This is a genomic window from Fontibacter flavus, assembly GCF_042432905.1.
Classification (GTDB): Bacteria; Bacteroidota; Bacteroidia; order Cytophagales; family Cyclobacteriaceae; genus Fontibacter; species Fontibacter flavus.
The window spans coordinates 1-25630 of record NZ_JBHLWI010000039.1 but is presented as its reverse complement, the minus strand read 5'-3'; the positions used below and the strand labels follow the sequence as shown (position 1 = coordinate 25630).

23 protein-coding genes are annotated in these 25630 nt (G+C 42.4%); 13 read left to right on the top strand and 10 right to left on the bottom strand.

The genetic code is table 11. From position 1 onward, the window contains the following. Positions 1–35: 35 nt before the first annotated feature. Together nusA and rimP are read right to left on the bottom strand one after the other, a co-directional pair. Positions 36–1280, bottom strand: coding sequence for a transcription termination factor NusA (gene nusA / locus ACFFIP_RS14370; protein WP_382388386.1), 1245 nt, complete (start codon positions 1278–1280; stop codon positions 36–38). A 5-nt stretch (positions 1281–1285) separates the two neighbouring features. Beyond that, positions 1286–1756, bottom strand: a complete 471-nt coding sequence (rimP, locus tag ACFFIP_RS14365) for a ribosome maturation factor RimP (RefSeq protein WP_382388385.1) — start codon at positions 1754–1756, stop codon at positions 1286–1288. Positions 1757–1978: 222 nt separating this feature from the next. On the opposite strand from rimP, the gene ACFFIP_RS14360 reads away from it, so the two are divergent. The 5 genes from ACFFIP_RS14360 to rodA are packed head-to-tail and all read left to right on the top strand — an operon-like array spanning position 1979 to position 7437. Continuing rightward, on the top strand, positions 1979–3007 hold the full coding sequence (locus ACFFIP_RS14360; protein ID WP_382388384.1) for a rod shape-determining protein: 1029 nt from the start codon (positions 1979–1981) through the stop codon (positions 3005–3007). Between the two features lie 7 nt (positions 3008–3014). Next, positions 3015–3848, top strand: coding sequence for a rod shape-determining protein MreC (mreC, locus tag ACFFIP_RS14355; protein ID WP_382388383.1), 834 nt, complete (start codon positions 3015–3017; stop codon positions 3846–3848). Continuing rightward, complete coding sequence (locus tag ACFFIP_RS14350) at positions 3841–4359, top strand: rod shape-determining protein MreD (protein WP_382388382.1); 519 nt, start codon at positions 3841–3843, stop codon at positions 4357–4359. Before mreC ends, ACFFIP_RS14350 begins: the two co-directional genes overlap by 8 nt. Further along, the gene (gene mrdA / locus ACFFIP_RS14345; protein ID WP_382388381.1) at positions 4359–6158 is read left to right on the top strand and encodes a penicillin-binding protein 2; all 1800 of its coding nucleotides are present in this window, start codon (positions 4359–4361) and stop codon (positions 6156–6158) included. Before ACFFIP_RS14350 ends, mrdA begins: the two co-directional genes overlap by 1 nt. A gap of 4 nt (positions 6159–6162) precedes the next feature. Continuing rightward, positions 6163–7437 (top strand): rod shape-determining protein RodA, encoded by a 1275-nt coding sequence (gene rodA, locus ACFFIP_RS14340; protein ID WP_382388380.1) that lies wholly within the window; start codon positions 6163–6165, stop codon positions 7435–7437. A gap of 65 nt (positions 7438–7502) precedes the next feature. Here the strand turns inward: rodA and ACFFIP_RS14335 are convergent, their stop codons facing one another. From ACFFIP_RS14335 to ACFFIP_RS14315, 5 genes are all read right to left on the bottom strand, one after another. After that, positions 7503–10265, bottom strand: a complete 2763-nt coding sequence (locus ACFFIP_RS14335; RefSeq protein ID WP_382388379.1) for a M14 family metallopeptidase — start codon at positions 10263–10265, stop codon at positions 7503–7505. Beyond that, complete coding sequence (locus ACFFIP_RS14330; protein ID WP_382388378.1) at positions 10266–10889, bottom strand: hypothetical protein; 624 nt, start codon at positions 10887–10889, stop codon at positions 10266–10268. Between the two features lie 36 nt (positions 10890–10925). Then, positions 10926–12512, bottom strand: a complete 1587-nt coding sequence (locus ACFFIP_RS14325; protein WP_382388377.1) for a SusD/RagB family nutrient-binding outer membrane lipoprotein — start codon at positions 12510–12512, stop codon at positions 10926–10928. A gap of 20 nt (positions 12513–12532) precedes the next feature. After that, positions 12533–15787, bottom strand: coding sequence for a SusC/RagA family TonB-linked outer membrane protein (locus ACFFIP_RS14320; protein WP_382388376.1), 3255 nt, complete (start codon positions 15785–15787; stop codon positions 12533–12535). Positions 15788–16329: 542 nt separating this feature from the next. Further along, a complete protein-coding gene (locus ACFFIP_RS14315) occupies positions 16330–17445 on the bottom strand; it encodes a DUF8457 domain-containing protein (RefSeq protein ID WP_382388375.1) in 1116 nt (371 codons plus the stop codon). 36 nt (positions 17446–17481) lie between these two features. On the opposite strand from ACFFIP_RS14315, the gene ACFFIP_RS14310 reads away from it, so the two are divergent. From ACFFIP_RS14310 to recO, 3 genes are all read left to right on the top strand, one after another. Next, positions 17482–17808, top strand: coding sequence for a 2Fe-2S iron-sulfur cluster-binding protein (locus ACFFIP_RS14310; RefSeq protein WP_382388374.1), 327 nt, complete (start codon positions 17482–17484; stop codon positions 17806–17808). A gap of 6 nt (positions 17809–17814) precedes the next feature. Continuing rightward, positions 17815–18402, top strand: coding sequence for a thymidine kinase (locus ACFFIP_RS14305; protein WP_382388373.1), 588 nt, complete (start codon positions 17815–17817; stop codon positions 18400–18402). Between the two features lie 65 nt (positions 18403–18467). After that, complete coding sequence (gene recO, locus ACFFIP_RS14300) at positions 18468–19157, top strand: DNA repair protein RecO (protein WP_382388372.1); 690 nt, start codon at positions 18468–18470, stop codon at positions 19155–19157. Between the two features lie 297 nt (positions 19158–19454). Here the strand turns inward: recO and ACFFIP_RS14295 are convergent, their stop codons facing one another. From ACFFIP_RS14295 to ACFFIP_RS14285, 3 genes are all read right to left on the bottom strand, one after another. After that, on the bottom strand, positions 19455–19706 hold the full coding sequence (locus tag ACFFIP_RS14295; RefSeq protein ID WP_382388371.1) for a hypothetical protein: 252 nt from the start codon (positions 19704–19706) through the stop codon (positions 19455–19457). A 159-nt stretch (positions 19707–19865) separates the two neighbouring features. Continuing rightward, entirely contained in the window at positions 19866–20225 is a 360-nt protein-coding gene (locus tag ACFFIP_RS14290) for a cupin domain-containing protein (protein WP_382388370.1), read from the bottom strand. 215 nt (positions 20226–20440) lie between these two features. Next, positions 20441–20773: a winged helix-turn-helix domain-containing protein gene (locus ACFFIP_RS14285; RefSeq protein WP_382388369.1), complete on the bottom strand. Its 333-nt coding sequence runs from the start codon at positions 20771–20773 to the stop codon at positions 20441–20443. A 227-nt stretch (positions 20774–21000) separates the two neighbouring features. On the opposite strand from ACFFIP_RS14285, the gene ACFFIP_RS14280 reads away from it, so the two are divergent. The 5 genes from ACFFIP_RS14280 to ACFFIP_RS14260 form a co-directional block, all read left to right on the top strand. After that, on the top strand, positions 21001–21165 hold the full coding sequence (locus ACFFIP_RS14280; RefSeq protein ID WP_382388368.1) for a hypothetical protein: 165 nt from the start codon (positions 21001–21003) through the stop codon (positions 21163–21165). A 386-nt stretch (positions 21166–21551) separates the two neighbouring features. After that, positions 21552–21854, top strand: a complete 303-nt coding sequence (locus ACFFIP_RS14275; protein ID WP_382388367.1) for a transposase — start codon at positions 21552–21554, stop codon at positions 21852–21854. A 137-nt stretch (positions 21855–21991) separates the two neighbouring features. Next, on the top strand, positions 21992–23563 hold the full coding sequence (gene istA / locus ACFFIP_RS14270) for an IS21 family transposase (RefSeq protein WP_382388366.1): 1572 nt from the start codon (positions 21992–21994) through the stop codon (positions 23561–23563). Between the two features lie 2 nt (positions 23564–23565). Next, the gene (gene istB, locus ACFFIP_RS14265; protein ID WP_382388365.1) at positions 23566–24288 is read left to right on the top strand and encodes an IS21-like element helper ATPase IstB; all 723 of its coding nucleotides are present in this window, start codon (positions 23566–23568) and stop codon (positions 24286–24288) included. A gap of 97 nt (positions 24289–24385) precedes the next feature. Beyond that, on the top strand, positions 24386–25630 hold a 1245-nt coding region (locus ACFFIP_RS14260; protein ID WP_382388364.1), incomplete at its 3' end, for a transposase.

Below are 25630 nucleotides of genomic sequence, written 5' to 3'. Positions count from 1 at the left end.
ATATAGGCCAATTATTTGTGTAATTAGGCCTTTATTTATTGTTCAAATTCTTGTCTCAAGATTCTAAATACCTCGTCAATTGTCTCTTCCTCAAGCTCTGTTCTTCTCAACAGATCTTCTTTAGTCAAGGACAATACGCTTTTCGCAGTATCCAATCCTGTTTTTTTCAATTCATCAATGACCCATCCTTCGATTTCATCTCCGAATTCTTCCAAATCCACGTCTTCCTCTTCGTAATCGTTCAACTCACGGAATACATCTATTTCGTAGCCTACCAATCTGGAAGCAAGGCGGATATTGAAACCTCCTTTACCGATAGCCAAAGAAACCTGGTCTGGTTTCAGGTACACGGAAATTCTCTTATTGTCTTTATCAACAGTAATAGATGATACTTTTGCTGGACTCAAAGCCCTGGAAACATAAAGATCCAAATTGTCCGTATAATTGATCACATCAATATTTTCATTCTGTAATTCACGCACGATAGCATGAATCCTGCTTCCCTTCATTCCCACACAGGCACCTACTGGATCAATTCTATCATCGTAAGACTCCACTGCCACCTTCGCTCTTTCTCCTGGTTCCCTAACAATTTTCTTGATCGTGATCAGTCCGTCAAATACTTCAGGCACTTCATTTTCAAATAATCTCTCCAAGAAAATAGGTGAAGTCCTTGAAAGGATAATTTTTGGATTGCCGTTCACCATTTCCACTTTGTGGACGATGGCTTTTACAGTATCCCCTTTACGGAATCTGTCCTTTGGAATCTGTTCTCCTTTAGGAAGAATCAATTCATTACCTTCTCCATCAATCAACAGTACTTCTCTTCCCAAGATCTGGTATACTTCAGCAGAGACAACTTCTCCTACCAATTCCTCATATTGATTGAAAAGGAGGTCCTTCTCAAGGTCTTTGATTTTTTGGATCAATGTCTGCCTGGCCATCATGACCGCTCTTCTTCCAAACTCCTCCAGCTCGATTTTTTCGTACACTTCTTCTCCAACCTCAAAATCCGGCTCGATTTTACGGGCATCACTTAGGCTGATTTTATCAAAATCCCAGATGTCTTCAGAATTGTCATCAACAATTTCTCTGATCCTGAGAATTTCCAAGTCACCTTTGTCAGCATTGATGGTAACATCAAAGTTTTCATCGGTTTCATATTTCTTGCGAATCATCGCTCTAAACACATCTTCCAGAATACGGATCATTGTAGGTCGATCCACATTTTTAGATCTTGCAAACTCTGCAAATGATTCTATAAGAACTTTAGCATCCATTTTTTTTATTTAAAAGAGACTAACACAATTGATTTCTTTATTTGGTCCAATGGCAGCGGCATTTCTTCTTCCGATGCTTTTTTACCTTTTTCCTTTACTTTCACTTTTAGACGAATCTCAGCATCACCTACCGCAAGCAGTTCACCTTCAAGGTCTTTTCCGTCCTGAAGGGACACCTTCAGTTTTCTGCCAATATTTTTCAGATATTGTCTTTTGGAAGACAATGGGAAATCCAGCCCAGGAGAAGAGACCTCCAAAACATAAGCATTTGAAAGCAATTCTTTGGCTTCTATTTCCTCTCCCACAAGTCGGCTTACCGTCGCACAAGTGTCTATATTAAGACCGGCATCAGCATCGATCAGGATTTTAACCTGAGACTTGCTTCCTTTATCCAGCACTTGGACATCAACCACGAAGTGGCTGTCATCAGGCAAGTGCTTTTCTGCTATTTCTTCTATGGTTTGTTTCAGACTCATAAACTTCTATGCTATGAAATGTAAAGAGGGGACTCGGGTCCCCTCTTTGTAAAGCACGGATAATATGCCACAAAGATAATAAAATTATTCCCATAAAAAAAAACAGGTTTCTTGTAATAAATTAGGAATTAGATAATAATTTTGCCGACCCACGTTGAATGTTCTGCACAAAGAGTGTTAAATTTAGCGATCAACCAAACTCCAAATCAATAAAATACTGTAATGGGATTATTCGATTTTTTTTCAAGTGATATAGCTATTGACTTAGGTACAGCGAATACGCTGATCATACATAAAGACAAAATAGTAGTGGATGAACCTTCCATCATTGCTATTGACAGGACCACCAACAGGGTTTTGGCAGTAGGTAAGGATGCGATGAACATGCACGAAAAAACGCACGAAAACATCAAAACTATCCGTCCTTTGAAAGATGGGGTGATTGCGGACTTCTATGCTGCTGAGCAAATGATCAGGGGATTGATCAAAATGATCCCTGGTCATACAAAAGGAATGTTCCCAAAATCACACAGAATGGTTATCTGTATTCCTTCCGGTATTACAGAAGTAGAAAAAAGAGCGGTAAGGGATTCTGCAGAGCATGCGGGTGCCAAAGAGGTTTACATGATTTATGAACCGATAGCTGCAGCTATCGGTATCGGCATCGATATTGAAAAACCAATGGGCTCCATGATTGTCGATATCGGTGGCGGTACTACAGAAATCGCTTTGATAGCACTTTCCGGTATTGTCGCTGATCAGTCTATCAGGGTAGCGGGAGATACTTTCACCAAGGACATCCTCGATTACATGAGAAGGCAGCACAATTTACTGATCGGTGAGCGATCTGCCGAAAAAGTAAAAATTGCCATCGGTTCTGCTTTGACGGAATTGGAAGATGCTCCTGAGGATTATGAAATCCGAGGAAGGGATTTGATGACGGGTATTCCTAAAGTCATCAAGGTTTCCTATTCAGAAATCGCATTTGCGCTGGATAAATCTGTGTCAAAAATAGAAGAAGCAGTATTGAAGGCTTTGGAAATTGCACCACCGGAACTTTCTGCTGATATTTATGACAATGGTATCCACCTCACTGGAGGAGGAGCATTGCTCAAAGGATTGGATAAAAGATTACATCAAAAGACCAAGTTACCTATCCATATTGCTGAAGATCCATTAAGAGCTGTGGTAAGAGGTACAGGTACCGCACTGAAGAATATTCATAATTTCAGAACCGTTTTGATGACCTGATGATTGGATGCAACGCATTTTATTATTTCTCTATCGTATAAGAGCTTTCCTTTTGTTTGTTTTATTGGAGTCAGTAGCCATTTGGCTGATGGTCTCCAATAATTCACAACAGGGATCTGTATTTTTTAACAGCGCCAATCAATTGAGTGGCGGGATCCTCAGCACACAAAACAACATTGTAGAATACTTTTCCCTATCTTCCGTTAATAAAAGTTTGGTGGACAAGAATGCGGAATTGCTTGCAGAATTGGAGTATTACAGGAATCCTGCTGACAGTATTTTCATTCCGGTAGATAGCCTGATGGCCGCCACATTCAATTTCAAAGGCGCAAAAATCATCAACAATTCGATCAACCTTTCCCAAAACTTCATCACCATCAACAAAGGATCCAATTACGGAATCAAAGAAGGAATGGGGGTCTTTAATGAGGAAGGAGTGGTCGGAAGGGTAAAAGGCGTGACTAAAAATTTTGCCACAGTCATCTCTCTTCTGCATACCGAATTGCTGGTTTCCTCCAAAATAGCCTCTACTGAAGTCTTTGGCTCCACCAAATGGGATGGCAAAGATTCAAAAATAGCCAAATTGTTATATGTCCCCAGGCATGCTGTGGTAGAAGTTGGCGACCAAGTCGTTACTTCCGGATATAATGCAGTTTTTCCAGAAGGGATCCCGATTGGTACTGTTTTGGAAGTCAAGGCAGGTTCAGATGCAAACTACCTGGATATTACCATTGAATTGGCCACAGATTTTTCCAGGTTATCCTATGTCTACCTAGTGGAAAATTACCTTGAAGATGAACTGGAATTACTCAACGAAAACGGAGGTGACATAAATGAATAGCAGGAATTTTTTATTGGTAGGAAGCTTGCTGATTTTCTTGGCAGTCCAGGTCCTGTTGCTTAAAAACATGGTCCTTTTTGGATCTGCATTCTGCTTCTTGTACCTCCTGTATTTATTATTGCTACCAGTAGAATCAAAAACCGTCCCTACCCTACTTATCGCTTTTGGTATGGGAATGGTAGTGGACCTGTTTTATGATACTTTGGGGGTTCATACAGCAAGCATATTGGTGATAGCTTTTATCAGAAAGTTTTGGCTGAATGTGCTTACCCCGACAGGTGGTTATGATGAAAACCTACAGCCTTCCATGTTGAACATGGGTTTTGGATGGTTTGTCACCTACAGCTTACCATTAATAGTGCTGCATCATTCCTTGTTTTTTTATATTGAAAGCTTGGGAACGAATTTATTTCTCCCTGTGGTTCAAAAAATTATAGCAAGTGCTATTTTTGTGTTTATTATGAGTATCATTGTCCAACTATTGTTTTATAGGAGAAGGAGGGGAATTTAATGAATGATCAAAGACCTTTAATTATCATCGTAGCCATCGCATTGGTGGGGGTGGTATTGCTTACTAAGCTGTTTTTGATTCAAGTAGCAGACGATAGTTTTTTGAAAAGAGCTGAAAGAAATGCCATTCAGCGTGTAGTAGACCATCCTTATCGGGGCTTGGTCTATGACAGGAAGGGCAACATCATGGTTTACAACAACCCGCTTTTTGACCTGATGGTCATCCCAAGGGAGTTTAGTGTAAAGGATACTGCCCGCTTTTGTGAAATATTTCAGATCAGTAAAGAACAATTGATTGAAGGATATACTGCCGCAAGGAAATATTCTCCGGTAAAACCATCTCCTTTGATCAAGCAGATCTCCACGACTGATTTTGCCAGAATTCAGGATTACCTGATTGATTATCCGGGGCTTTTTGTGATGACGAGAGCGGTACGTTCTTATCCTCAGCCCAGTGCGGCAAATGCTCTTGGTTATATCGGGGAAATTTCTGCCAACCAGCTTGAAAGAGACACCACAAAATATTACCGACAAGGAGATTACGTGGGGCTTAGCGGGGTAGAAGGCTTTTATGAAAAAGAATTAAGGGGAGTCAAAGGTGTCAAGTACAAAATGGTCAATGTCCGTGGAGTGGATAAGGGCGCATTTAAGAACGGTGAATATGATACTGCTTCTGTCGCGGGTCATAACCTTACCTCTACCATTGACCTTGCTCTCCAACAATATGGAGAAATGTTGATGGCGGGGAAAAGGGGTTCAGTGGTTGCCATTGAACCCAAAACAGGAGAGGTTTTGGCCATGATCTCATCTCCTACCTATGATCCAAACCTTTTAACAGGTGCTAAATTTGGAACCAATTATCTGGAGCTTAACAGGGACGAGAGCAAGCCATTATTCAATCGTCCAATAATGGCGATGTATCCCCCAGGATCCATTTTCAAGATTGTACAGTCCCTTGTAGGTTTGCAAATGGGGGTTTTGAATCCCAATACCACCTATTCCTGCAATAGGTCATTGGTGGCCTGCCACAACCACCCTAGTCCAGTGAATCTCTTTGGTGCGGTAAAATATTCCTGCAACCCCTATTATCACCAAGCCTACCGTGCGATGATCAACAGGGAGGTATCTTCGAATACTTTCAAGGATACTGAGTTGGGTCTAAATGCGTGGAGAGAGTATGTGCTTAAGTTTGGTCTAGGAGGTCCGCTAGGTGTGGATCTATACAATGAGAAGGGGGGGTCCATTCCCTCCAGTAATCTCTATGACAGGAAATACGGTGCTGGACGATGGAAATATTCCACCATTTATTCCTTATCCATTGGTCAGGGAGAAATGCTGGTAACACCGCTGCAGATGGCAAATTTGGCTGCCATTTTTGCCAATAAAGGATATTACTATGTCCCTCATTTGGTGAAGGCTATTGACGGTGATCCCAATAAAATTCCTTCCCAATATAGAACCAAGATGGATGTTGGCGTGGATGCCCATCATTTTGATATGATCCAGGATGCCATGGCAGAGGCCATTTATGGAACTGCAGCAAGGGCAGCTATACAGGATATTACGATTGCAGGTAAAACCGGAACTGCCCAAAACCCACAGGGAGAGGATCACTCGGTCTTTGTGGCCTTTGCTCCAAAAGAGGATCCTAAAATTGCCATTGCAGTATATGTAGAAAATGCCGGTTGGGGAGGTAGAGCAGCTGCGAGTACAGCGAGTTTGATGATTGAAAAGTATATCCGAGGAGAAATTACCCGACCTGCCCTGGAAGAATATGTTCTGGCAGGTAAATTTATGTAGGAAAGTGAGGCAGGACGATATATATATCAAGAAAATAGATTGGCTGACCATAAGCATTTATGCACTTTTGGTGGTTATTGGATGGTTTAATATATATGCCGCGGTCTATGACGAGCAGGCAGCCAAAAGCATTTTTGATTTTTCCATCAATTCAGGAAAGCAGCTGGCATGGATCGGTACCGCATTGCTGCTAATCACCATTATCATGGTGGCAGACTATAGAATTTTTGAAAACCTTTCTTGGATTTTGTACATCATTCTCCTGGTATTACTCATCGTAACACCCATCTTTGGAAAAGAAGTGAAAGGTCAGGTCCTTACGATAGGATTTGGTTCATTTAGGATACAGCCATCTGAATTTGCAAAATTTGCCACGGCTTTGGCTCTGGCTAAGTTTATGGAAAGGCCTAGCTTGGATCTCAGTCAATTTAAGCACCAATTACAGGTCCTAACCATTATTTTTATTCCGATAATCCTCATCATGTTGCAACCGGACACGGGAACGGCTATGGTATATACCGCATTTTTTATCATGCTTTACCGTGAGGGAATGCCTCAACGCTATTATGTCCTTGCCCTAACTTTTATCACGGTTTCGCTTCTGGCACTTGGCGTTGAAAACAACTTGTATATTGTAATCGGAGTGGTTGCTTTAGTAGTCATCCTGATTTTGATGGGGAAGAAAAAAATCTCAAGAATCATCGGCCTTTCTCTTTTAGGCCTGATCATCATCGGATATACCTATAGTTTAGATTATGTGGTGTCTAAACTTCCCGAGCACCAACAAAACAGGATCATGGTACTCTTTAATCCTGATCTAGATCCGCTTGGAGTAGGCTGGAATGTTACCCAATCCAAGATTGCCATAGGTTCTGGAGGTTTTCTGGGTAAGGGCTACCTAGAAGGTACCCAGACCAAATTTGACTTTGTTCCTGAGCAACACACCGATTTTATCTTCTGTACTTTGGGAGAGGAATTTGGATGGATTGGAAGCCTTGTGGTTATCTTCCTTTTTTGTGCTTTATTGATCCGCTTGGTCTTTTTGGCTGAAAGGCAAAAAACAAGGTTTTCAAGGGTTTATGGATACAGCGTGATTTCGATTCTCTTTTTCCACTTTATGATCAACATCGCCATGACCATTGGATTATTCCCGGTGGTGGGTATTCCTTTACCTTTCTTTAGTTATGGAGGCTCATCCCTATGGTCCTTTACCATTCTCCTCTTTATTTTTATCAAATTAGATTCCCACAGGATCCAGTTACTGGGAAGAATGAAATAGAAAAGAGGCTGTCCCAAATTAATGAGACAGCCTCTTTTTATACACTTGATTTAAGATCTATTCCTTTATTGATACAGGTTGTTGAAGAGCATTTTGAAAGTGCCATGGGACTGCGCTCTGTAGGTGATTTCAGGACCATAGACATATAAGGTACCTTTACCTACCGGTGCAGAAAAGGCTGTGATGCCATCTTCCAAGTAGGATTCTCCCCAAGCCCATCCACTTTTCAGTGGAGTTTTGGTATCAAACCAGCTCAACACCTGGAATCCTTGAAGTTTTGCTTCTGGCTTCAATTTGAAAACAGGGCTATTGTTGAAAAGGACATCAACATGATTGGTCAAACCCCAGTTGGCAGGAATAGAAGTATCCACTCTGGTCACCAGAACACTTCCCGGTACATAGTATTTCTCTCCCGGTAATACTCTTTCAGAACCATCTCTCTGTACTTCTACCAGCGCATTCTTAACAGGCAAGTCCAAATGGTAGGCCAGCATAGAAGCACTTCCCACAGCTACAATTTTGCCGCCATTTTCCATAAAGGATTTGAGTTGCGGGATGGATTTCTCTGCTGTAATGCTGCCCAACATGTGGTGGTATTCGGCTGGAATAGTGCTTTCGTCCGGTGGTGATCCCCATCCTCCTCCTGCATTTCCTCTACCCGGCGCAGGAATACCTCCACTGATAAAGAGGATGGCATCGTATTTCTTATTCAGGTTGCCCGCATCGATTTCCTTGGCAAAGATCAGTTCAAATTCAAAATTATATTGTTCCAAAATCCATCTCACCCAACCGCTTGGCATAGATCCACCATAAGTGTCAAACAAGGCAATTCTGGATGGCTTGATGGTTTTGGCATTTGCGGGAGCAGATTTTGCAGATGTAACCGTTACCCCGAATTTAGAAGCTTGCTCTCCAAGTAACCTGGAAGCACTTGCAGGGATGTAGAAGGAACCTGCAGGCATTCCGTCCACTGGGGATTGGATTCTGGATACCCTCACGCCTTTTTTCAGGAGTTCATTGACCACAGAGAAGGCATCGTTCTGCGCACTGCTCAGATAGAATCCTGATCTTGAAGATGGCACCTGTACAGCAGGCACAGATTCAAGTTTTCCGTAAGGAAGTGTCTCAAATGGTCCAGAGAATCCATCAAGTACCCTATCCACATCTATTCCCATTTGGTAAGCCAAGGTCCAGCCAGCGGCATCGTATGGTCTGATAGGAGGTCCTCCTGGATATTGGAAGTCATTGGGATAATCCTGTGGCTCAAACATGTCAATGATATGTGGCCTGAAAGCCTGATCTGTCTTAACGATATAAGATCCTTTAGGGAATGTTTTACCATTCACTGTAAAGGATGATGTAGCTTTTTCAATCCTAATGCCTGTCTTGATCAGGGCATTGATGAATTTGACTGCTGTAGCAGGGTCTTTTTGTTCGGCACTGATGATAAAACCTCTTGGATCTCTTTTTTCTTTTGCCTGATACACGCTGTCATAAAAAACAGCAGGAATGGCTCCTCCTCTCATGGAGAAAGGATTTGTTGGAGCAGGGTACTTGTCCTTGTTTTTCTCATAGGCGGTTTTGATGGCCTCGATTTTCTTAGGGAAAGGTGTCCAATAGTCATCACTACCCCTTTCAATGGAGCCCTTACCCATCACATAAATATTGTACAAGAGATGATCGCTGTTTCTTGCAGCATAATCCAATACAGCGAAGTTCATCGAAACCGAATAATCAATAGATTGCTGGAAACGCCATGTCTTTTGCGGCGTCACGGGGAAAGGTGTATTGCTGTTTGGCAACAATCTATCCGGCACCAAAGGAATCTCCTCAGGATTAGGTCCGCCCACAATTTCGGTCAGAATTCCGATGATGTTGTGATAGTGGGTGGTAGTCCTCAGGCCACCGTTGTACCAAGTGGAAAAAGAAGAGCCATTCATTCTGGTGAAACCAGGTTTGTTTTCAGCATTAAGCCTATTGTACATGGCTGCACCCACGGCATCAATGCCGGTTACCATCATGGGATCAAACACATAATTAAAAGGATCGCGGTAAGGAGGTCCTGCCAGGACAGAACCTGCAGGTCCTCTTTGGTGGTGGTTGTACATCACCTGAGGTATCCATTCCACAAATAGCTGGTATCCCAAATTGGTGGATTCCTTCATATTTTGGATGTAGAAATCCCTATTGTTGTCATGTCCTATATATTTCTGATAAAGAACAGGCAGGTTGGAAAGACTCCTTTTTTCAGGTACCGATTCTCTCATGTACCAATTGCCGATTTTCTCGTGTCCATCCGGGTTGGCGTGGACAAACAAAATCACCACATTTTCCAGGATTCTTTTTGTCTCCGCATCATCTCTGGTCAGTACTTGGTAAATCGTCTCAGTGAGTTGGTGGATGCCGACTGTTTCTGTAGAGTGAAGGCCTCCGTCAATCCAGACGATAGCCTTGGCATCTTCAGACAATTTTCTGGCCTCTGCTTCGGAAATACCTTCCGCTCTTGCAAGTTTGACTGAAATTTCCCTGTATTTATCCAAATTGGCATGGTTCTCTGGGGAGGTAACGATCATCATCCACTGGTCCCTGCCCTCTTCGGTTTTGCCAATGGATACCAGTTTGGCCTTGTTGGAGGCTTCTGCCAGTTTTTTGAAGTAGGCTTCAGTAGCAGTATAATTACTGATGTGGTAATCATCTCCCATTCCAAAGCCGAAATGCTCTTTGGGGGTGGGTAGCTTTTGGGCGTAACTGAGGTTAGCTGCCCAAAACAAAAGGCCCAGGAGGAATATTCCTCCCCGGGTCCAAGATTGTTTTGTTAAATGTTTCATTTAGGGTATGTTTTTAAATCTGACGCCAACCCTGCAGTCGCAAGGTTCACCTCGGGACTCGTCGCAGGAGTTGTCATTATATTGAACAATTCTGGTTCCGTCCTCCATGATAACAATAAATTTGAAGAGGAAATAGTCATTTACATTAACGGTAGATAAATCAGTACCAGTAAACGCTGCCAGTTCCTGAGCTGTGAAGCTATAGCTTTTTGGAAATGAAGTTACTTTCTCAAATAACTTGTCATTTGACCTGATGACACTTGGTAAAGGAAACTGTCTTTCATTAGGCTCTACTTTAGCCAGAGAAAGGATAATCGGATATACGGGAGGAGTTCCTTCTCTTCTGTTGAAGCTTAAGTAAACCTCTATTTCTTTAACTTTAGCCCGTCCTTCGGCATCATAGTAATCCAAAGACCACTCAAATTTTTGCGCAGTGGCATAATTAGGGTCAGCCAAGTTAAAGAATGAAACTTTGGCAGTCTGAAATGTGGGGAGCGCTGATGCGCCCACATTCAAAGTTACTTTTGGAGTAGCTGCGTATTTAAAATCTTCCCACTCGTAATCTACGATTTTGCAGGAAAACATCAGCAGGGCTGCAATGGCTACAAATATTTTTGTCTTCATGATTTTTCAAATTAAAGTTTAATGGAATTAGATCGGTTATTTTCTCCAGAATACCGGAACAATCTGTTGGTTTCTCTGAAGTTGGTCCCTTCCTTCAATGACGCTTTCATTTGAAGTCAACTCAGTTTCTGCAAAGTAGAACCTCTCAGGAAATACATCCAAAGGCGCAATGAGATCTTCAAGAGCAGGAAGGCCTGTTCTCCTGTAATCATTGTAAGACTCCACGCCGTTGCCATACATGGCAATCCATTTTTGCATCATCAGAAGTGCTAATTTACCTTGTGCATCGGCAGCATTATACTGCTCCAGAAGTCTGGCTGTAAATCCATTTATTGTAGCGGCAGACATCTGGAAAGCAGGAGAAAGACTATTGATGACCTGCATATTGGCCGTTACGGCTTCTACCATGAGTTGCCCGGCATCTTCACCAGTACCCAATGTCAAAGCAGCTTCTGCCCTGTAAAACTTCATCATGGCATTTGTAAGCAGCGGCTGTATCCCGGCACCTGTACCATCCCCATTGGCGAAAAGTACCAGTTTGAAGGAATTGTTTGTAGTACCGGCTGTAGCGCCTACATTGTTTAAGTAAACATTGGAACTGCTCAAGGAAGGAATAAGTCCATTGTCATACACCCCTCCTGAAGGATAAATCCCGATGATTGCTCTGGTATTTTGATCTGCCGGTGATGCCGCACCATCGCCCGGATATCTACCATAGTATCCTTCACCTGTTTGGGAGTTAGCCAATCCGGCCCTTTCATTGATGCGGAAGACATAATAACGCAACCTCGGATCATCTTGCGCCTTGAGCCTATCTACTATCACCATACTTACATAGCCATCTCTACTTGGTGAATACCCTGAGGTAAACCAAGGATGTCTGGTTTCGGGAGCAGGATTACTGCCATAACGAAAAGTGAAATCATCGGCATTGGCACTGATCAAATTTCCAGTTTGTAAAAGGGCAGTTATCGCTTGCTGTGATTTTGCGGGATCTACTTTTCTGGTTTGTAGGTACAATTTGAATTTCAATGAATTCGCAAATCTTTCCCACCTGGCTCTATTTCCCTGATAGAACAGATCGGAGGAAGACACTACAGAGAATCCTTTTTTCATATCCTCCAAAGCTTCATCTATCAACAATAAGGCATCATTATAAATAACCTGGCCATTGTCAAATTTCGGATTCAGGGTTTTTGCAGCCTCAAAATAAGGAAGGTCTCCCCACAGATCAACCATCATAGTGTAAAGAAAAGCTTTTTGTAGTTTGGCTATAGCTACATAACCCCAAGATGATTGCTCGGTTCCTACTTTGATCATTTCTTCCAAATCCGGAATGGCTTGGGTGTAATATCCCAGCCAAGTGGATTGAAAGGTGGTGCCGGATTGGTCCCATCTGTTGAGGTTCCCAGCTGCCCAATGCTGAATGACATTTGATGCTCCCCTGTTGACAGCATTGAAGTTACCTACAATGGACAATTGGGTAGCAGGTAGTAACAAGGATAACTGCGGAACCGTAGGGTTGTTTGGGTCATCATTGATGTCCACAAAATCTGCGCATGCTGACAAAAACAGCATTGACAACAGGTAGAAGGAGAATATTTTTATTTTTATCGTTTTCATAGTATTCGTCTTTAGTGGGATTAGAATGTGACTCTCAAGTTCACGCCGTATCTTTTAGTCGGAGGCACACCCAAGAGGTCATAGCCAAGGTTATTGGCACCTGCTGTACTCACTTCAGGGTCATATTTCATCGCTTTAGGTGTATTTGGCGCTAGGTACCATAGGTTCCTGCCACTGAAAGAAATAAAGGCTGATCCAAATGGCGTTTTTGACAACAAAGTCCTAGGCACCATATACCCCAGGGAAATCTCCCTTAACCTCAAAACTGTCGCATCAAAGATAGCGGATTCATTTACCCAGCCAGCAGAAGGACCGCTTGGACCAAAACCACTACTGAAGAAATAATCATTGTAATTGAGGGCGGTGTTATTAGGAATTTTATTGCCATTCTCATCCAATAGCGGGGTACGGGTATTGATATCTCCTAAGACTCCTTTACCAATTCTGAAGGACTCACGGTCTTCAGTATCTTTCAGCACGCCTCTGGCGTAAGTTTCACCGATGGTGGAAGAAAGAATTTGTCCCCCCTGCTTCCAGTCAAACAACACATCCAGTGTTAGTCCTCTAAAGCTGAACGTATTTGTCATACCGGCAATAAAGTCAGGAATTGGATTGCCAATTGGCCCATTGGTGGTGGCAAGGATTGGTTTTGCGGTGATAGGGTTAACCAAAATATTCCCCTCATCATCCCTGGCATACCTGGTTCCAAAGATCTGACCGAATGGTTGGCCCGCAATATGCACATTCCCTCCGTAAACCAACTGAGCAAACTCTCCAAGATCCAACACCATGTTACGGTTCCTGGTAAAGTTGGCGTTAATACTCCAGTTCAGGCCCCTGTCGGATACCAATGGATTTGCAGTCAAACCAATTTCAACTCCCCTGTTTCTGGTTTCACCTAAGTTGATGATCCTGGTCAAGAATCCTGAAGATGGTGCGGAATTCACCACAAACACCTGAGAAGAACTCAGCTTGTTGTAATAAGTCATGTCGAGGGTAAACAAGTTTTGGAAGAACCTCAACTCAGTTCCTACTTCAAACTCAGTGATAAATTCAGGTCTTAGCGTAGAATTGGCCAAGCTGTTGGAAAGGGTTTGAGTACTTACCCCTGAATTATTGGCATTGCTATAAGGAGAACCGATGCCTCCAAAACTGGCATTAGCGTTGAATACATTCACAGTCTGGTAAGGAGAAGCTTCATTTCCTACCTTGGTATACCCTGCCCGGATAGTTCCGAAATTCAGGACACTGCTATTCATTTTCAATGCTTCAGTGAATACCAACGAACCATTGACACCGCCGTATAAATAGCTTCTGTTTTCAGCAGGTAATGTTGACGACACATCGTTTCTGGCCACAAAATTCAGGGAAGCATAGGATTTGTAATCAAAGGTCAAATCCCCAAAGAAGGCATAAAACCTTTGCTTGACCAAGGTTTGGTTATTAGGAATGCTTCCCAAAGTGATGGTAGTGGTATTCCTTATGTCGTTCAATCCTGCGACAATAATCCCATCACCGGAGAAAGCTGCTCTTCTGGTAAATCTCTGGTTGATGTTATTACCTAAAATCGCCCTGACACTGATATCTTCATTGATTTTGGTGGAGATGGTTGCTAAGAACACATTGTCCAGTTCTTCTCTATAAATGTTGTCTGTATTAATGGTTCCGTTGGCATATTGGCTGGATCCTTTACCCAAAACACTTAGTCTGTTATCTGTATAACTGTTGAAACCAAAGGTATTTTGAAGGGTAAGCCAAGGGGTCACTTCCTTTCCAATTACCAAGCTACCGAAAGTCCTGTCGACTTCGGAAGTAGCGGGGCTGTTTTTAACTGACCAATATGGGTTGTCCAAGGCTCTGTAATATACATTGGCACCGGTTACTGGGTTTTCAAATGGATAATTGGTCAGGTCATAGCTGGTTGGCATGAAAAGCAAATTGCCCATGATGGACCCTGTACCACCGATAGGAGGACTTTTTTGGTTGGTTTTGACATAATTGAGTGTACCTCTGATAAAGAAGCCATTGTCCAATTTGGCATTACCACCAACATTAAATGAGGTTCTGTTGATGCTGTTTCCCGGAACAACCCCTTCATTGGTAGTTCTGGTAAAGCCGGCGATCAAACTTGTTTTTTCATTTCCTCCATTGACCATGATGGAGTTTTCGAAAAGGTTACCATTACGGAAGAAGTTTTCAACATTTTCCTTCATATAGGAGCGATAAGGAACCTCTACTGGAGTCCTCCCATCTGCTTCATAGAATTCGGGGAATTGAGAAGCTGGATTTGAAGTCAAAGCCAATGGATGCGGAATGGTCGCCCTACTGGAATATGGCGATCCATAAGAACCATACACACCGGCCCTGTAATCTCCATTGGTTCCCTGGCCATATTTATCCTGAAATTCAGGAATGCCTGAGAGTCTTTCAGTAGAATAGGAAGAATTATAGGTGATTTCCATACCTTTTCTTCCTTTTCGGGAGCCTGTTTTGGTAGTGATGATAATGGCACCATTGGCTGCCCTGGATCCATAAAGTGCCGATGCGGCTGCCCCCTTCAATACAGTTAAGCTTTCTATATTATTTGGGTCAATATCAAAAGCACGGCTTGAAGTGGATTGCGCACTTTGGGTTTGCCTATTGCCTCCTGATTCAAATGTGGTATTATCAAAAGGTACCCCATCCACAACAAAAAGCGGTTGGTTATTATTTCCTAGTGAGGAATTGCCCCTGATAGTGATATTGGTAGCACCACCGGCTACACCGCCTGATCCCTGAATATTCACCCCGGCAATTTTCCCTGTCAGTGCACGTACTGGATCCGGTTCGTTTCTTTGGGCCATCTTTTCGGAATCCAAAGTAGATACCGAATATCCTAAGGTATTGGTATTTCTCTCAATACCGGCGGCAGTGATGACCACTTCGGATAGTTGGATGCTCTCATTGAGTTTGATGGTGATTTCACTTTGGTTGGCCACATTGACTTCTACTTTTTCATAGCCAATATAGGAGATGACCAAAGTATTTTCGCCTGGGCCTAACTCCAATGAAAATAGGCCGTCAAGGTCAGTGACGGTACCTTTTGTAGTCCCTTTGATCAGGACATTGGCTCCCGGTATTGGAAAACCTGTTTCGTCCTGGACAGTGCCTTTAATCTGTCTGGATTGGGCAAATGATTCTGCCTGAACTAAGAGCAGGCAGAACATCATGATACTGAGGAGGAAGCTTTTTCCGATCGGAATTTTCTCCCCCAAGCTGGTAGAGCTTGTTTTCATAGAATGTAATGTTTTAGGGTTGGAAAATGCACACCTTTTCCAGGTCGCCAAATGAAGATTTGGCGAAAAGGGTGCTAATTAGTGGTTTTTTTGGGACTATTACTGGATTCTCTATTTATCTTGATGGGCCCTCAAAACAAATAACATGTTTGAACCATGCTTGATAAAATTACCCTAATTATCTTTCAATAAACAACCATTAGTGTAATTTGAATCTTTGAATACCGCCTCATTCCAAAGATTATTTTTTCCAGAAAATTGAATTAAATTTTGAATAAGGTATACAAATATCAGATCGAAATGTTAAAAATTGTTTTTTTAGGCAATACCTATCCCGATATAAAGCTGTCAACAAAACTTTGTTCTGCCGTTCATCATAATCCCCGAAAAAATTGAAAGGTAATTTGGTGAGTATTACTATTAACAATGTTCAAATTGAAATTATTTGCTTACTTAATTGAATATTGAACATCTGAGTTGAATGCAGGATAATGAAACCCGATTCAAGGAATAACTTTTGCATGCATTTCAAAAAAAGGGGCTTAGCCCCTTTGATCAAACTTTCTAAATACCAATTGCAAAAACTCATGAACCGGTTCTGCATTTTTATCCCACTTCAATTCGTCCACATATCGCTGATTGATCAGGTTGATGGCATCCATAAAGCTCTCACATTGATCTATGGATTTTAGCGCATGTTGAAGCAGGTCCGGGTTGCCGACAAAAAGTTCTTTGGTAAACATAAACCGCTGATTGATACCGACACTTTCAGAAAGGTCTTTGATCGTCCCTTTCATGATAGAATACTCCTCGGATTCAAATCTTGACCAGATTTCAATAGGATCAAAGGCATTAGGGCTACTAGATGTAGTGTAGGATTGTTGGGCTTCTGTTTTCTTTTCGGCCAAAATTGTTCGTTCCAAAACCGGCTCTTCCTTTTTTCCTGAAGCTTTGATTTCTTCAGATATTTCGGAAGTAGCCTCTTCAACAGCAGTATCTTTTTCTTCCAATTCTGCGGATATCTGTTCTTCCTGTAATTTAAACAAAAGGCTATTTTCTATCGGAACCACATGGCTTATCGTACCAAGAAGAGACTCTTTGGATTCAAGACTGTTTTTTTTCTGTTCAAAATTTTGCTGAAGTGCTTGTTTATAGGCCTGATGGGTATGGCTGATGCTTGCCCTATCAATCAGGTTTTCGATCAGGTTCACATGCCATTTGAAGTACTTTTTATTTTCTTTCAGGTATTGGTTGAGCTGTGAGGCATGACATCTGTCAAGCTCACTTTCATAAAAAGCCAAAGGATTAACGGCCAACATGACGGCATCTCCAACCGCCTTCCTGAGCAAAGGCTCAAAATCTTTGCGTTCTATTTTGATGGTACGGGAAAGCACATTCATAAATTCTTTGAGTGCATTGTGCACGGCAATGTCCCTGTAATCAAAATAGGGATTACTTTTGAGTTTTTCCAATTCAAGCTGCCAGGCTTCAAATAAAGCCTTAATGACAAAAAAATTGACCTGAACAGAAGGGGTTAGTTGAACTATTTCCTGCCCTGTCATGTATTTTTTCTGCGAAAAATAGGCATCACAGATTTTGCCTGTAAATTTATCAGCGTATTCTCTAAGGTATTGATTATTGATATCGGTACTCATCATGATTGAAAAGGTTAATGCTATTCTGAAACGAAATTCATGTATAAAATTATTATAGAAAATTTATACTCCCACGAAATTATTTCTTCTGAAAGCGGTTGTAAAGTTATTGAATTAATCCATGAAAACTATATAGACTGGATGCATGCCTGCGGAAAAAAGGGCAAATGCACCTCCTGTAAGATGATCGTCAAAGAGGGAATGGATAACCTTGCACCCATGACAGACCGGGAGATTTTTTTCCGGGAAAGAGGAAGGTTAAACGAGACCGAAAGGTTAACTTGCCAAGCTAAATTGGAGAAAGGGGAAATTGTCATCCGTGTCGCTGATGTCAACAAATTCCCCCACATGGATTACAGCGAGTAGAGAATTATGTTTATTGAACCTTCCATAGGCAAATCAAAGTCCAAAGATAAAAAAGGCCAGATCGAAGTGATCTGCGGTTCTATGTTTTCGGGTAAAACCGAAGAGTTGATCCGTAGGCTGAACAGGGCCCTGATTGCCCGCCAAAAGGTGGAAATTTTTAAGCCAACAATAGATAAAAGATACCATGAGTTTGATGTGGTGTCCCATAATGACAATGCCATACGCTCCACACCGGTGAATTTTGCTGAAGACATCATCTTACTGGCAGGCGATTGTGATGTAGTGGGAATTGACGAGGTGCAGTTTTTTGACAACAGGGTCGTGCATGTGGCCACCGTTTTGGCCAATGCGGGAAAAAGGGTAATCCTTGCTGGTTTGGATATGGATTTTGAAGGAAATCCTTTTGAACCCATGCCACAGCTTTTGGCAGTGGCAGAGTACGTGACCAAGGTGCATGCGATCTGCATGAAATGTGGTGACCTTGCCTCCTATTCATTTAGACTCTCTGATACCAAAGAAAAGGTCGTCTTGGGGGAAAAGGAAAGCTATGAAGCGAGATGTAGAAAGTGCTTCTTCGAGGACAAACAAAAATAAGCGAAGAAACATGAGGATCAGATCAAAACACACTCCTCTGAGGCTTATTATATAGTCAATTTACCATGCTGACCAAAACCCAAGGCATAGTCATCTCCTATATCCGATACCGGGAAACCTCTATCATTGTCAAAATATTTACCAGGGAACTGGGGTTGAAGACTTATATTGTAAATGGGGTCAGAAGCAGTTCCGCCAAAACAAAAATGGGATTTTACCAGCCGCTTACAATGTTGGATTTGGTTGTCTATGACAAGGAGGGGGCTAGCCTTAACCGAATTTCAGAAGTAAAACTGTCCAAAGCTTTTCAGCGGATTCCCTTCGATTTTCTGCGATCCGGAATAGCCATGTTTATTTCCGAAGTACTGGGAAAGTCCATCTACGACGGTTACCAAAATGAGGAACTTTATGACTTTCTGGTGGATAAAATAAGTCTTTTGGATGAAAAAGAGGCATCTTTATCACATTTCCCCATCTCTTTTTTGTGGGAAACTTCCCGGTTTTTGGGCTTTGTGCCCCATAACGCTGAAGGATTTTTTGAAGAACTCCAAGAAAACCTCACCAAGCAAATGGATTTTTCACAAGAGATTGATTACTTGGATAAGCTGATTGCAGCACCATTTGAATTTACCGAAAAAGTCCCTGCATCCACCCGTAGGAACCTGTTGGACCACCTCCTGTTTTTTTATTCCAAGCACCTAGACCAACAGGCTGATTGGAAATCAATCAAGGTGCTCAGGCAGATGATGGGGTAGAGGGAAGGTGGAGGTCGAAAGGCGGATTTCGGAAGTAGTTAACATTAAGAAATTGAGGACTTTAAGAGTTCATTAAGTATTGGAGAGGAAGGGAGAATTTTGGAAACAAGTAAGGATTCTAAAAGTATCGGGCCTGAAAGTCCGGATAACAAATCAATAGGAAAAGCCTATTGGAAAAAACTGCTGCTATCAATTACTCAAGAAGTTGATAGCAAAAAATAACTTGAACCGCCATCTAGTTTGTCACAACGCAGTCTAATGTCTTGCTTCTTGTGTCTTGCGTCTTATACCTACCCCTCACGCCACCCTCGACTCCGAATACAGGTCATAGGCCGCCACCAACAGGCGATGGTCCGGTGCATCTCCGTAGCGTGCAAACTGCTGGATTTCACTCCTGTTTTCGGTATAGACAGGTATGTACTTGGACTCCAGTTCATCCCAAATGATCAATAAGTAGGCGTAAGGGATGAGGCTTGCACGCCCTTTTTCCAGCCAACTTTCAAAAATGGATTCATCCAGGGCCTTAGGATAATCTGGTCCGTCAAACATGCAATTAAGTTTTGGTATTGGTTTCGGGTTTAAAGATAGGTCATCCCTTTGGGAATCCGAGGGAGAAAAAAGAAGATTTTTTTACAATTTCAGGCAGTCAGGAATGATTAACCACATAGCAACAGAGGACACATAGGATTTCGACAGGAGCCATTTGATTTATAACCTGTCCAGGTCCTTTTTTGTCATGGCATTCACTTGGTCACCCGTATTCAGGGTGCTGGCAGGCTCAAACAACATGATATGCACCTCTTCCAGTGCCACGGGTCTGTGCTCTACACCCTTGGGAACGATCAAAAATTCATTTTCATTCACCACGACCGTCCTGTCCCGAAACTCCATGTTGAAACTTCCTTTGACAACAAAAAACAGTTCATCTTCATGCTCGTGCTGATGCCAGACAAACTCCCCTTTGAGTTTCGCAAGCTTCACCTGCTGTCCATTGAGCTCTCCCACGATCTTGGGTGACCAATGCTCCGAAAATAGGGAAAACTTCTGTTCAAGGTTGACTTTTCCCATGGCTGAGGTTTTTTTTAGGTGGATTGATAATGGCTTCTTGAACCACTTGAGCTACTGTTTCTGAAGTTATCTTATTCTTTTTACAATAATAACTGAAAGAAGTTTTGAACCTTTACTTGTTTTTCAATTTGATCAAATCCCTCATCTATTAAGTCCTGCGGTGTCGCGTTAACGATTTTTGAAGGAGTGGTGTCCAAATTTTTATTCTCTTCATCTTAAAATTCGAAGAAACCACTAGAGTTTTCTATATCACTTAAGGTTAGGGATTTATTTACGTTTTCCTTACCCTTCTCAGTAATTTTAACCAAGCCACGCTTTGGGTATTCAATAAAACCGCCCTTTTTTAGATATGATTTTCCCCAAGCGACACGATTATTGATTAAAGTATCACCACTCTTCGTTTTTTGCTCCAGTTGCCCTTTTGATAAATTGGAATAAAATTTATCAATTACTTGTTGGTACAGTTCACGAGCAGGAAGTGTTTCTCCATTTTCTAACACCTTCAAAATTGGAATGAATGTTTCATGGAACTTCGGTATTTCAATCATAGATGGTTTCTTTTATTAACGGTAGGCGAATTGCCGTCGGGCCCTTTCCGTAGTTTGCTCTCCTGGGGGCCTGACGGCAATTCGCTTGTTATGTGTCCGTTCAGTTGTCCGCTACAATATAATCTTTTTCCGGCCCTATACAGTTTTACAGGGCCTCCTTTTCCAACTGAACCAGTTCAGGCGGCAACTCCTTTTTCCTCATAGGCTTTTTCTTTTCCTTCCGTCCTATGGCCCCAACACCTGTGTTGGCGATCGTAGGCGGAGGAATTTATCCGAACGGTCAGGTTATGATAAAAAAAGATGCATCGAAACTCCTGGAAGTCAGACCGGTATTGACTTTGTCATTTTATTCGGCTAACTTCATCACAAGTCTGTTGAACGCACCGTTCTGAAAGCAGATCTGCTTTCCCACGGCATCGCCGAACAGACTTGAGGTCTTTCTCTTTTCTTTTTTTTAGCCCCACCGTTCACCTTCCTGCACAATTACAGAAAAAGCCTTGTAACAGGTTGTCCGCCTGAATTGCACATCAACGTTTTGCCGCTTGCCGCAGTGGGGGATTTCGAAGCACTTCACTGTCAATCAAGCACAAATGATATTAGAAGTCCTGCACTTGAATTAACCACGTCAGCCCCCATTGCGGCAAACGGCTGTGCCTGTTGCACAACTCCTAACTGTAAGATACATAAAATATTAGTTTTTGAGTGAAAAAATATCAATTATTGTGTTAATATATTGATATACAATTGTTTATGTTGATATTTCTTGCTATTTTAAATCATGCAAGGACGACAAGAAATTCAGCCCAAACTCTTTTACCAGATCAATCTGGAGAGCCTCGTTCCCCAAAACAAATACTACCGAAAACTTTCAGATTGCCTTGACCTAACTTTTCTTTACAAAGAAACCGACCATTACTATGGTTCTGAAGGCCAGGAAAGCATCGACCCTGTAGTGTTTTTCAAAATGTTGCTCGTAGGTTATCTCAACAACATCAATTCCGACCGAAAACTGGTGGAATATTGTGCCAATTCCCTGGTGGATATTCCGGCGGATGTTGACCCCCTAAAGCACGAATTTTGATAAAATTCCGGAGGATATTGACCCCTTTGAGTCAAGATTCCGGAGGATATTGACCCCTCTGATTAATGGTTTTGGTTTTTTAGCGGACGATTTCGATAACCGCTAACTATAATCTAATGGCCGGAAAACCAAAACCAATGAGTCAGATAAAGCAATTGATAATACTTAACAGACAGGGCAAGGGAATCAAAACCATTGCGCGCATTCTGGATATCAGTAAGAATACGGTCAAAACATATCTTTTTAAGCTTGATAAGCTGCTGACAGGCAAAAGGGCCGAGAAGATGACAATAGAGGCTCTCTTAAACCTTGATGGGCCTGAATTACACGCCCTTTTTCATCCTGGAAACCCTTCATATAAAGATTCAAGGTATGAATACTTTAAAGCCAACCTTGGGTATTACCAAAAAGAGCTGGAAAAGACCGGGGTAACAAGAATGCTCCTTTGGGAAGAATACCGGCAGTCTAATACAGATGGATACAGCTATTCCCAGTTCTGTTTTCATCTTGACCAGCAACAAACAGCAAAAGGAAAGCCGGCCATGGTGCTGGATCACAAGCCGGCAGAGAAACTCTTCATAGATTTTGCAGGAAAGACCATTCCCTATATCGACAGAGAAACAGGAGAAGTGATATCATGTCAGCTTTTTGTTGCCTGTCTCCCTTACTCTGATTATGCTTTTGCTATTGCTGTACCATCCCAGAGCATATCTGATTTTCTTTATGCACTCAGCAGATGTCTTGAAGATTTAGGAGGCGTACCTCAGCTATTGGTACCTGATAACTTAAAAGCAGCTGTGATTAAAGCAGATCAATACGAGCCCGATATCAACCAGGCTCTTGAAGATTTTGCCAACCACTACGGAACAGCGGTCCTTCCTGCAAGAGTGAGGAAACCCCGGGACAAAGCTCTGGTAGAAAACCAGGTCAAGATCCTTTATTCAAGGGTATATGCCAAGCTCAGGAATATGCAGTTCTTCGATATGACATCCCTTAATCAGGCCATCAGACTGAAAGTGAGGTCACATAATCAGACACGGATGCAGAAGAGGCCATACTGCAGGGAAGAGAAGTTCATCGCAGATGAAAAAGCGCTGTTGGCAGAGCTGCCCGTAGAGCGTTTTGAGCTACGCAGTTACTCGGTGCTTAAGGTTGCCAAAAACAACCATATCTATCTGTCTGCCGACAAACACTATTACAGTGTTCCCCACACCCTTATGGGGTGTACCGTGAAAGTGGCTTATACCAGATCTATGGTCTACATCTATCATGAAGGCAGTAAAGTGGCCGTTCATTCCAGAAACTTCAAACTCGGGGCTTATTCCACAGTCAAAGAACATCTATGCTCACATCACCGGCACTATAGGGACAGAAGCCCTGACTATTACAGGAATCTCTCAGCCAAGATATCAAAAGTCCTTTATGAATATGTGTGCCTGCTTTTTGAACAGAAAAGATATCCCGAGCAAGTCTACAGATCCTGCGATGGATTACTTGCCCTGGCCAGAAAATCAGATACCGAAGCTTTGGAAAAAGCATGCAAAACAGCAATGGAGAATGGGGTCTTCTCTTACAGGTTCATCAAAAATATCATCGAGAACCATATGGAAGACGAGTCTTTACAAAACAACATCACAAACCTACCCAGGCATCAGAATGTAAGGGGTAAATCATATTACAGTAACCAACAATCAATAAATTTTAAATAATTATGACGAACCAGATCGAATCGCAGTTTGCCAAACTCAAGCTGCACGGTATGTCCAGAACATGGACAGCCATCAAAGAAACAAGAAAAAACCAAAGTCTGTCACTATCTGAGGGGCTTGAACTGTTGTTGCAGGCCGAAGAGCTTGAAAGGGATAACAGAAGGTTCAGAAGACTTGAAACCAATGCGGCATTCAGATACAAAGCATCTCTGGAAGAACTCAAGCTCGACAGGACAAGGGGTCTGGATGATATGGTCCTTACAACTCTCGCTACAGGAGAATACATCACAAAGGGAGAAGCGGTTCTGATCACAGGAGCCACAGGCTGCGGAAAAAGCTATCTGGCTTCTGCATTGGGGCATCAGGCTTGTGTTTTGGGCTATAGGGCCGCCTACTTCAATACACAAAAACTCATGCTCAAAACCAAAATGGCAAGACTTGAAGGAACTATACTTAAGTTCTTTGATAAACTTGCCAAAACAGATCTCCTGATCATTGATGACTTTGGTCTGACACACCTGGAAAAACAGCAACAGATGGATTTTATGGAAATGATAGAAGACAGACACGGAAAGAAATCAACGATTATAGTCAGCCAATTACCTGTATCAAGTTGGTATGATATTATAGGAGAAGAGACAATTGCAGACGCAATTCTTGATAGACTGGTCCATTCTTCCTACAGAATAGAGTTAAAAGGAGAAAGTCTCAGAAAAAAAATGTAAAATTGTCAGCCTAATAGATTATAGAAACAAACCCATTTTTAGAGGGGTCAATATGCCCGGAACGGGGGTCAGTATTGTCCGGAATATCCACCTGGATGTGCGCCTTTTTTTAAAATATGATATCGATGAGCCTCTTCCTTGGCACTCAACCATCAGTAGGACCAGACAGCTTTACGGAGAAAAGGTCTTTCTCCTGCTTTTCCAGAAAGTACTGGCCATGTGTGTGCGGAAGGGTATGGTGAAGGGGAAAAGACAGGCGGTTGACTCCGCTTTCATAAAGGCCAATGCCAGTATGGACAGCCTGGTGGAGAAGGAAGTGGTGGAAGATGCAGGAGCCTATGTGGAAGAGCTAAATGAGGGCTCGGTATACAAGGTGAACAAATCGGTAAAGAAAGCTGTCGATCGTCACCATAAGTGGAAAGAAGAAGCCTATAAGAGCCAGCATGGGGGTATCAATACCACAGGCCACAGCAATAAGATAGACGCACCAACAGATGAAAACGGCAATCTGATCAGGCCGAAGTTTCTGAGTAATCACACCCATTATAGCCCTACCGATCCCGATGCTAAAATCAGCACAAAGCCGGGCAAAGCACGCCAGCTCAACTATAGCGGTCAGGTAGCAGTAGATGATGCTCATCATGTGATCACAGGAGCCTGTGCGAGTAGTGCGGGAAACAGGGACAGCCAGAACCTTTCCCAAATCCTGGACCAGACCATCGATAACCTCAGTAAAAATGAAATGCCCATTGATCAGGTCACCGCAGATGCGGGCTACAGCAGCGGAGAATCACTCAAGTATCTTGAGGAAAACAATATCGATGCTTATATCCCTAATTTTGGACAGTATATTCCCCAAAGGGAGGGGTTTCGCTACAACAGTGAGCTGGACCGTTACGAGTGTACCAAGGAGGGTGGGAATAAAGCATTACTGCCTTTCAAAGGTGAAAGGACTGACAGCAAAGGATACACCAAAAAAACATATAGAAGTTCTGAAAGTGACTGTAAAAACTGCCCTTTCAGACAGGCCTGCTGCGGTGCCAAAACCAAATTTAAGAAAATTGATGACAGCATATACAAACCTTACTACGACCGGATGCATGCCAAACTCCAGGCAAATCCGTCCTACGCCAAAAGGATCAGCAAAATCCGGAGCAGAACTGTAGAACCGGTCCTCGGAACCCTGATCAACTTTCTCAACATGCGCAAAATCAACAGCAGGGGAATGGAACAGGCAAACAAACATGTCCTAATGGCGGCGCTAACTTATAACCTTAAAAAATACCTGAACTTTGAACGCAGAACAGTATTAAGGGCCGCAGCAACAATGAAAATAGACTTA

Coding starts and splice junctions, on each gene's coding strand:
- nusA (WP_382388386.1), bottom strand. CDS start 1,280: ATGGATGCTAAAGTTCTTATAGAATCATTTGCAGAGTTTGCAAGATCT.
- rimP (WP_382388385.1), bottom strand. CDS start 1,756: ATGAGTCTGAAACAAACCATAGAAGAAATAGCAGAAAAGCACTTGCCT.
- ACFFIP_RS14360 (WP_382388384.1), top strand. CDS start 1,979: ATGGGATTATTCGATTTTTTTTCAAGTGATATAGCTATTGACTTAGGT.
- mreC (WP_382388383.1), top strand. CDS start 3,015: ATGCAACGCATTTTATTATTTCTCTATCGTATAAGAGCTTTCCTTTTG.
- ACFFIP_RS14350 (WP_382388382.1), top strand. CDS start 3,841: ATGAATAGCAGGAATTTTTTATTGGTAGGAAGCTTGCTGATTTTCTTG.
- mrdA (WP_382388381.1), top strand. CDS start 4,359: ATGAATGATCAAAGACCTTTAATTATCATCGTAGCCATCGCATTGGTG.
- ACFFIP_RS14335 (WP_382388379.1), bottom strand. CDS start 10,265: ATGAAACATTTAACAAAACAATCTTGGACCCGGGGAGGAATATTCCTC.
- ACFFIP_RS14330 (WP_382388378.1), bottom strand. CDS start 10,889: ATGAAGACAAAAATATTTGTAGCCATTGCAGCCCTGCTGATGTTTTCC.
- ACFFIP_RS14325 (WP_382388377.1), bottom strand. CDS start 12,512: ATGAAAACGATAAAAATAAAAATATTCTCCTTCTACCTGTTGTCAATG.
- ACFFIP_RS14320 (WP_382388376.1), bottom strand. CDS start 15,787: ATGAAAACAAGCTCTACCAGCTTGGGGGAGAAAATTCCGATCGGAAAA.
- ACFFIP_RS14315 (WP_382388375.1), bottom strand. CDS start 17,445: ATGATGAGTACCGATATCAATAATCAATACCTTAGAGAATACGCTGAT.
- ACFFIP_RS14310 (WP_382388374.1), top strand. CDS start 17,482: ATGTATAAAATTATTATAGAAAATTTATACTCCCACGAAATTATTTCT.
- ACFFIP_RS14305 (WP_382388373.1), top strand. CDS start 17,815: ATGTTTATTGAACCTTCCATAGGCAAATCAAAGTCCAAAGATAAAAAA.
- recO (WP_382388372.1), top strand. CDS start 18,468: ATGCTGACCAAAACCCAAGGCATAGTCATCTCCTATATCCGATACCGG.
- ACFFIP_RS14295 (WP_382388371.1), bottom strand. CDS start 19,706: ATGTTTGACGGACCAGATTATCCTAAGGCCCTGGATGAATCCATTTTT.
- ACFFIP_RS14290 (WP_382388370.1), bottom strand. CDS start 20,225: ATGGGAAAAGTCAACCTTGAACAGAAGTTTTCCCTATTTTCGGAGCAT.
- ACFFIP_RS14285 (WP_382388369.1), bottom strand. CDS start 20,773: ATGATTGAAATACCGAAGTTCCATGAAACATTCATTCCAATTTTGAAG.
- ACFFIP_RS14280 (WP_382388368.1), top strand. CDS start 21,001: ATGGCCCCAACACCTGTGTTGGCGATCGTAGGCGGAGGAATTTATCCG.
- ACFFIP_RS14275 (WP_382388367.1), top strand. CDS start 21,552: ATGCAAGGACGACAAGAAATTCAGCCCAAACTCTTTTACCAGATCAAT.
- istA (WP_382388366.1), top strand. CDS start 21,992: ATGAGTCAGATAAAGCAATTGATAATACTTAACAGACAGGGCAAGGGA.
- istB (WP_382388365.1), top strand. CDS start 23,566: ATGACGAACCAGATCGAATCGCAGTTTGCCAAACTCAAGCTGCACGGT.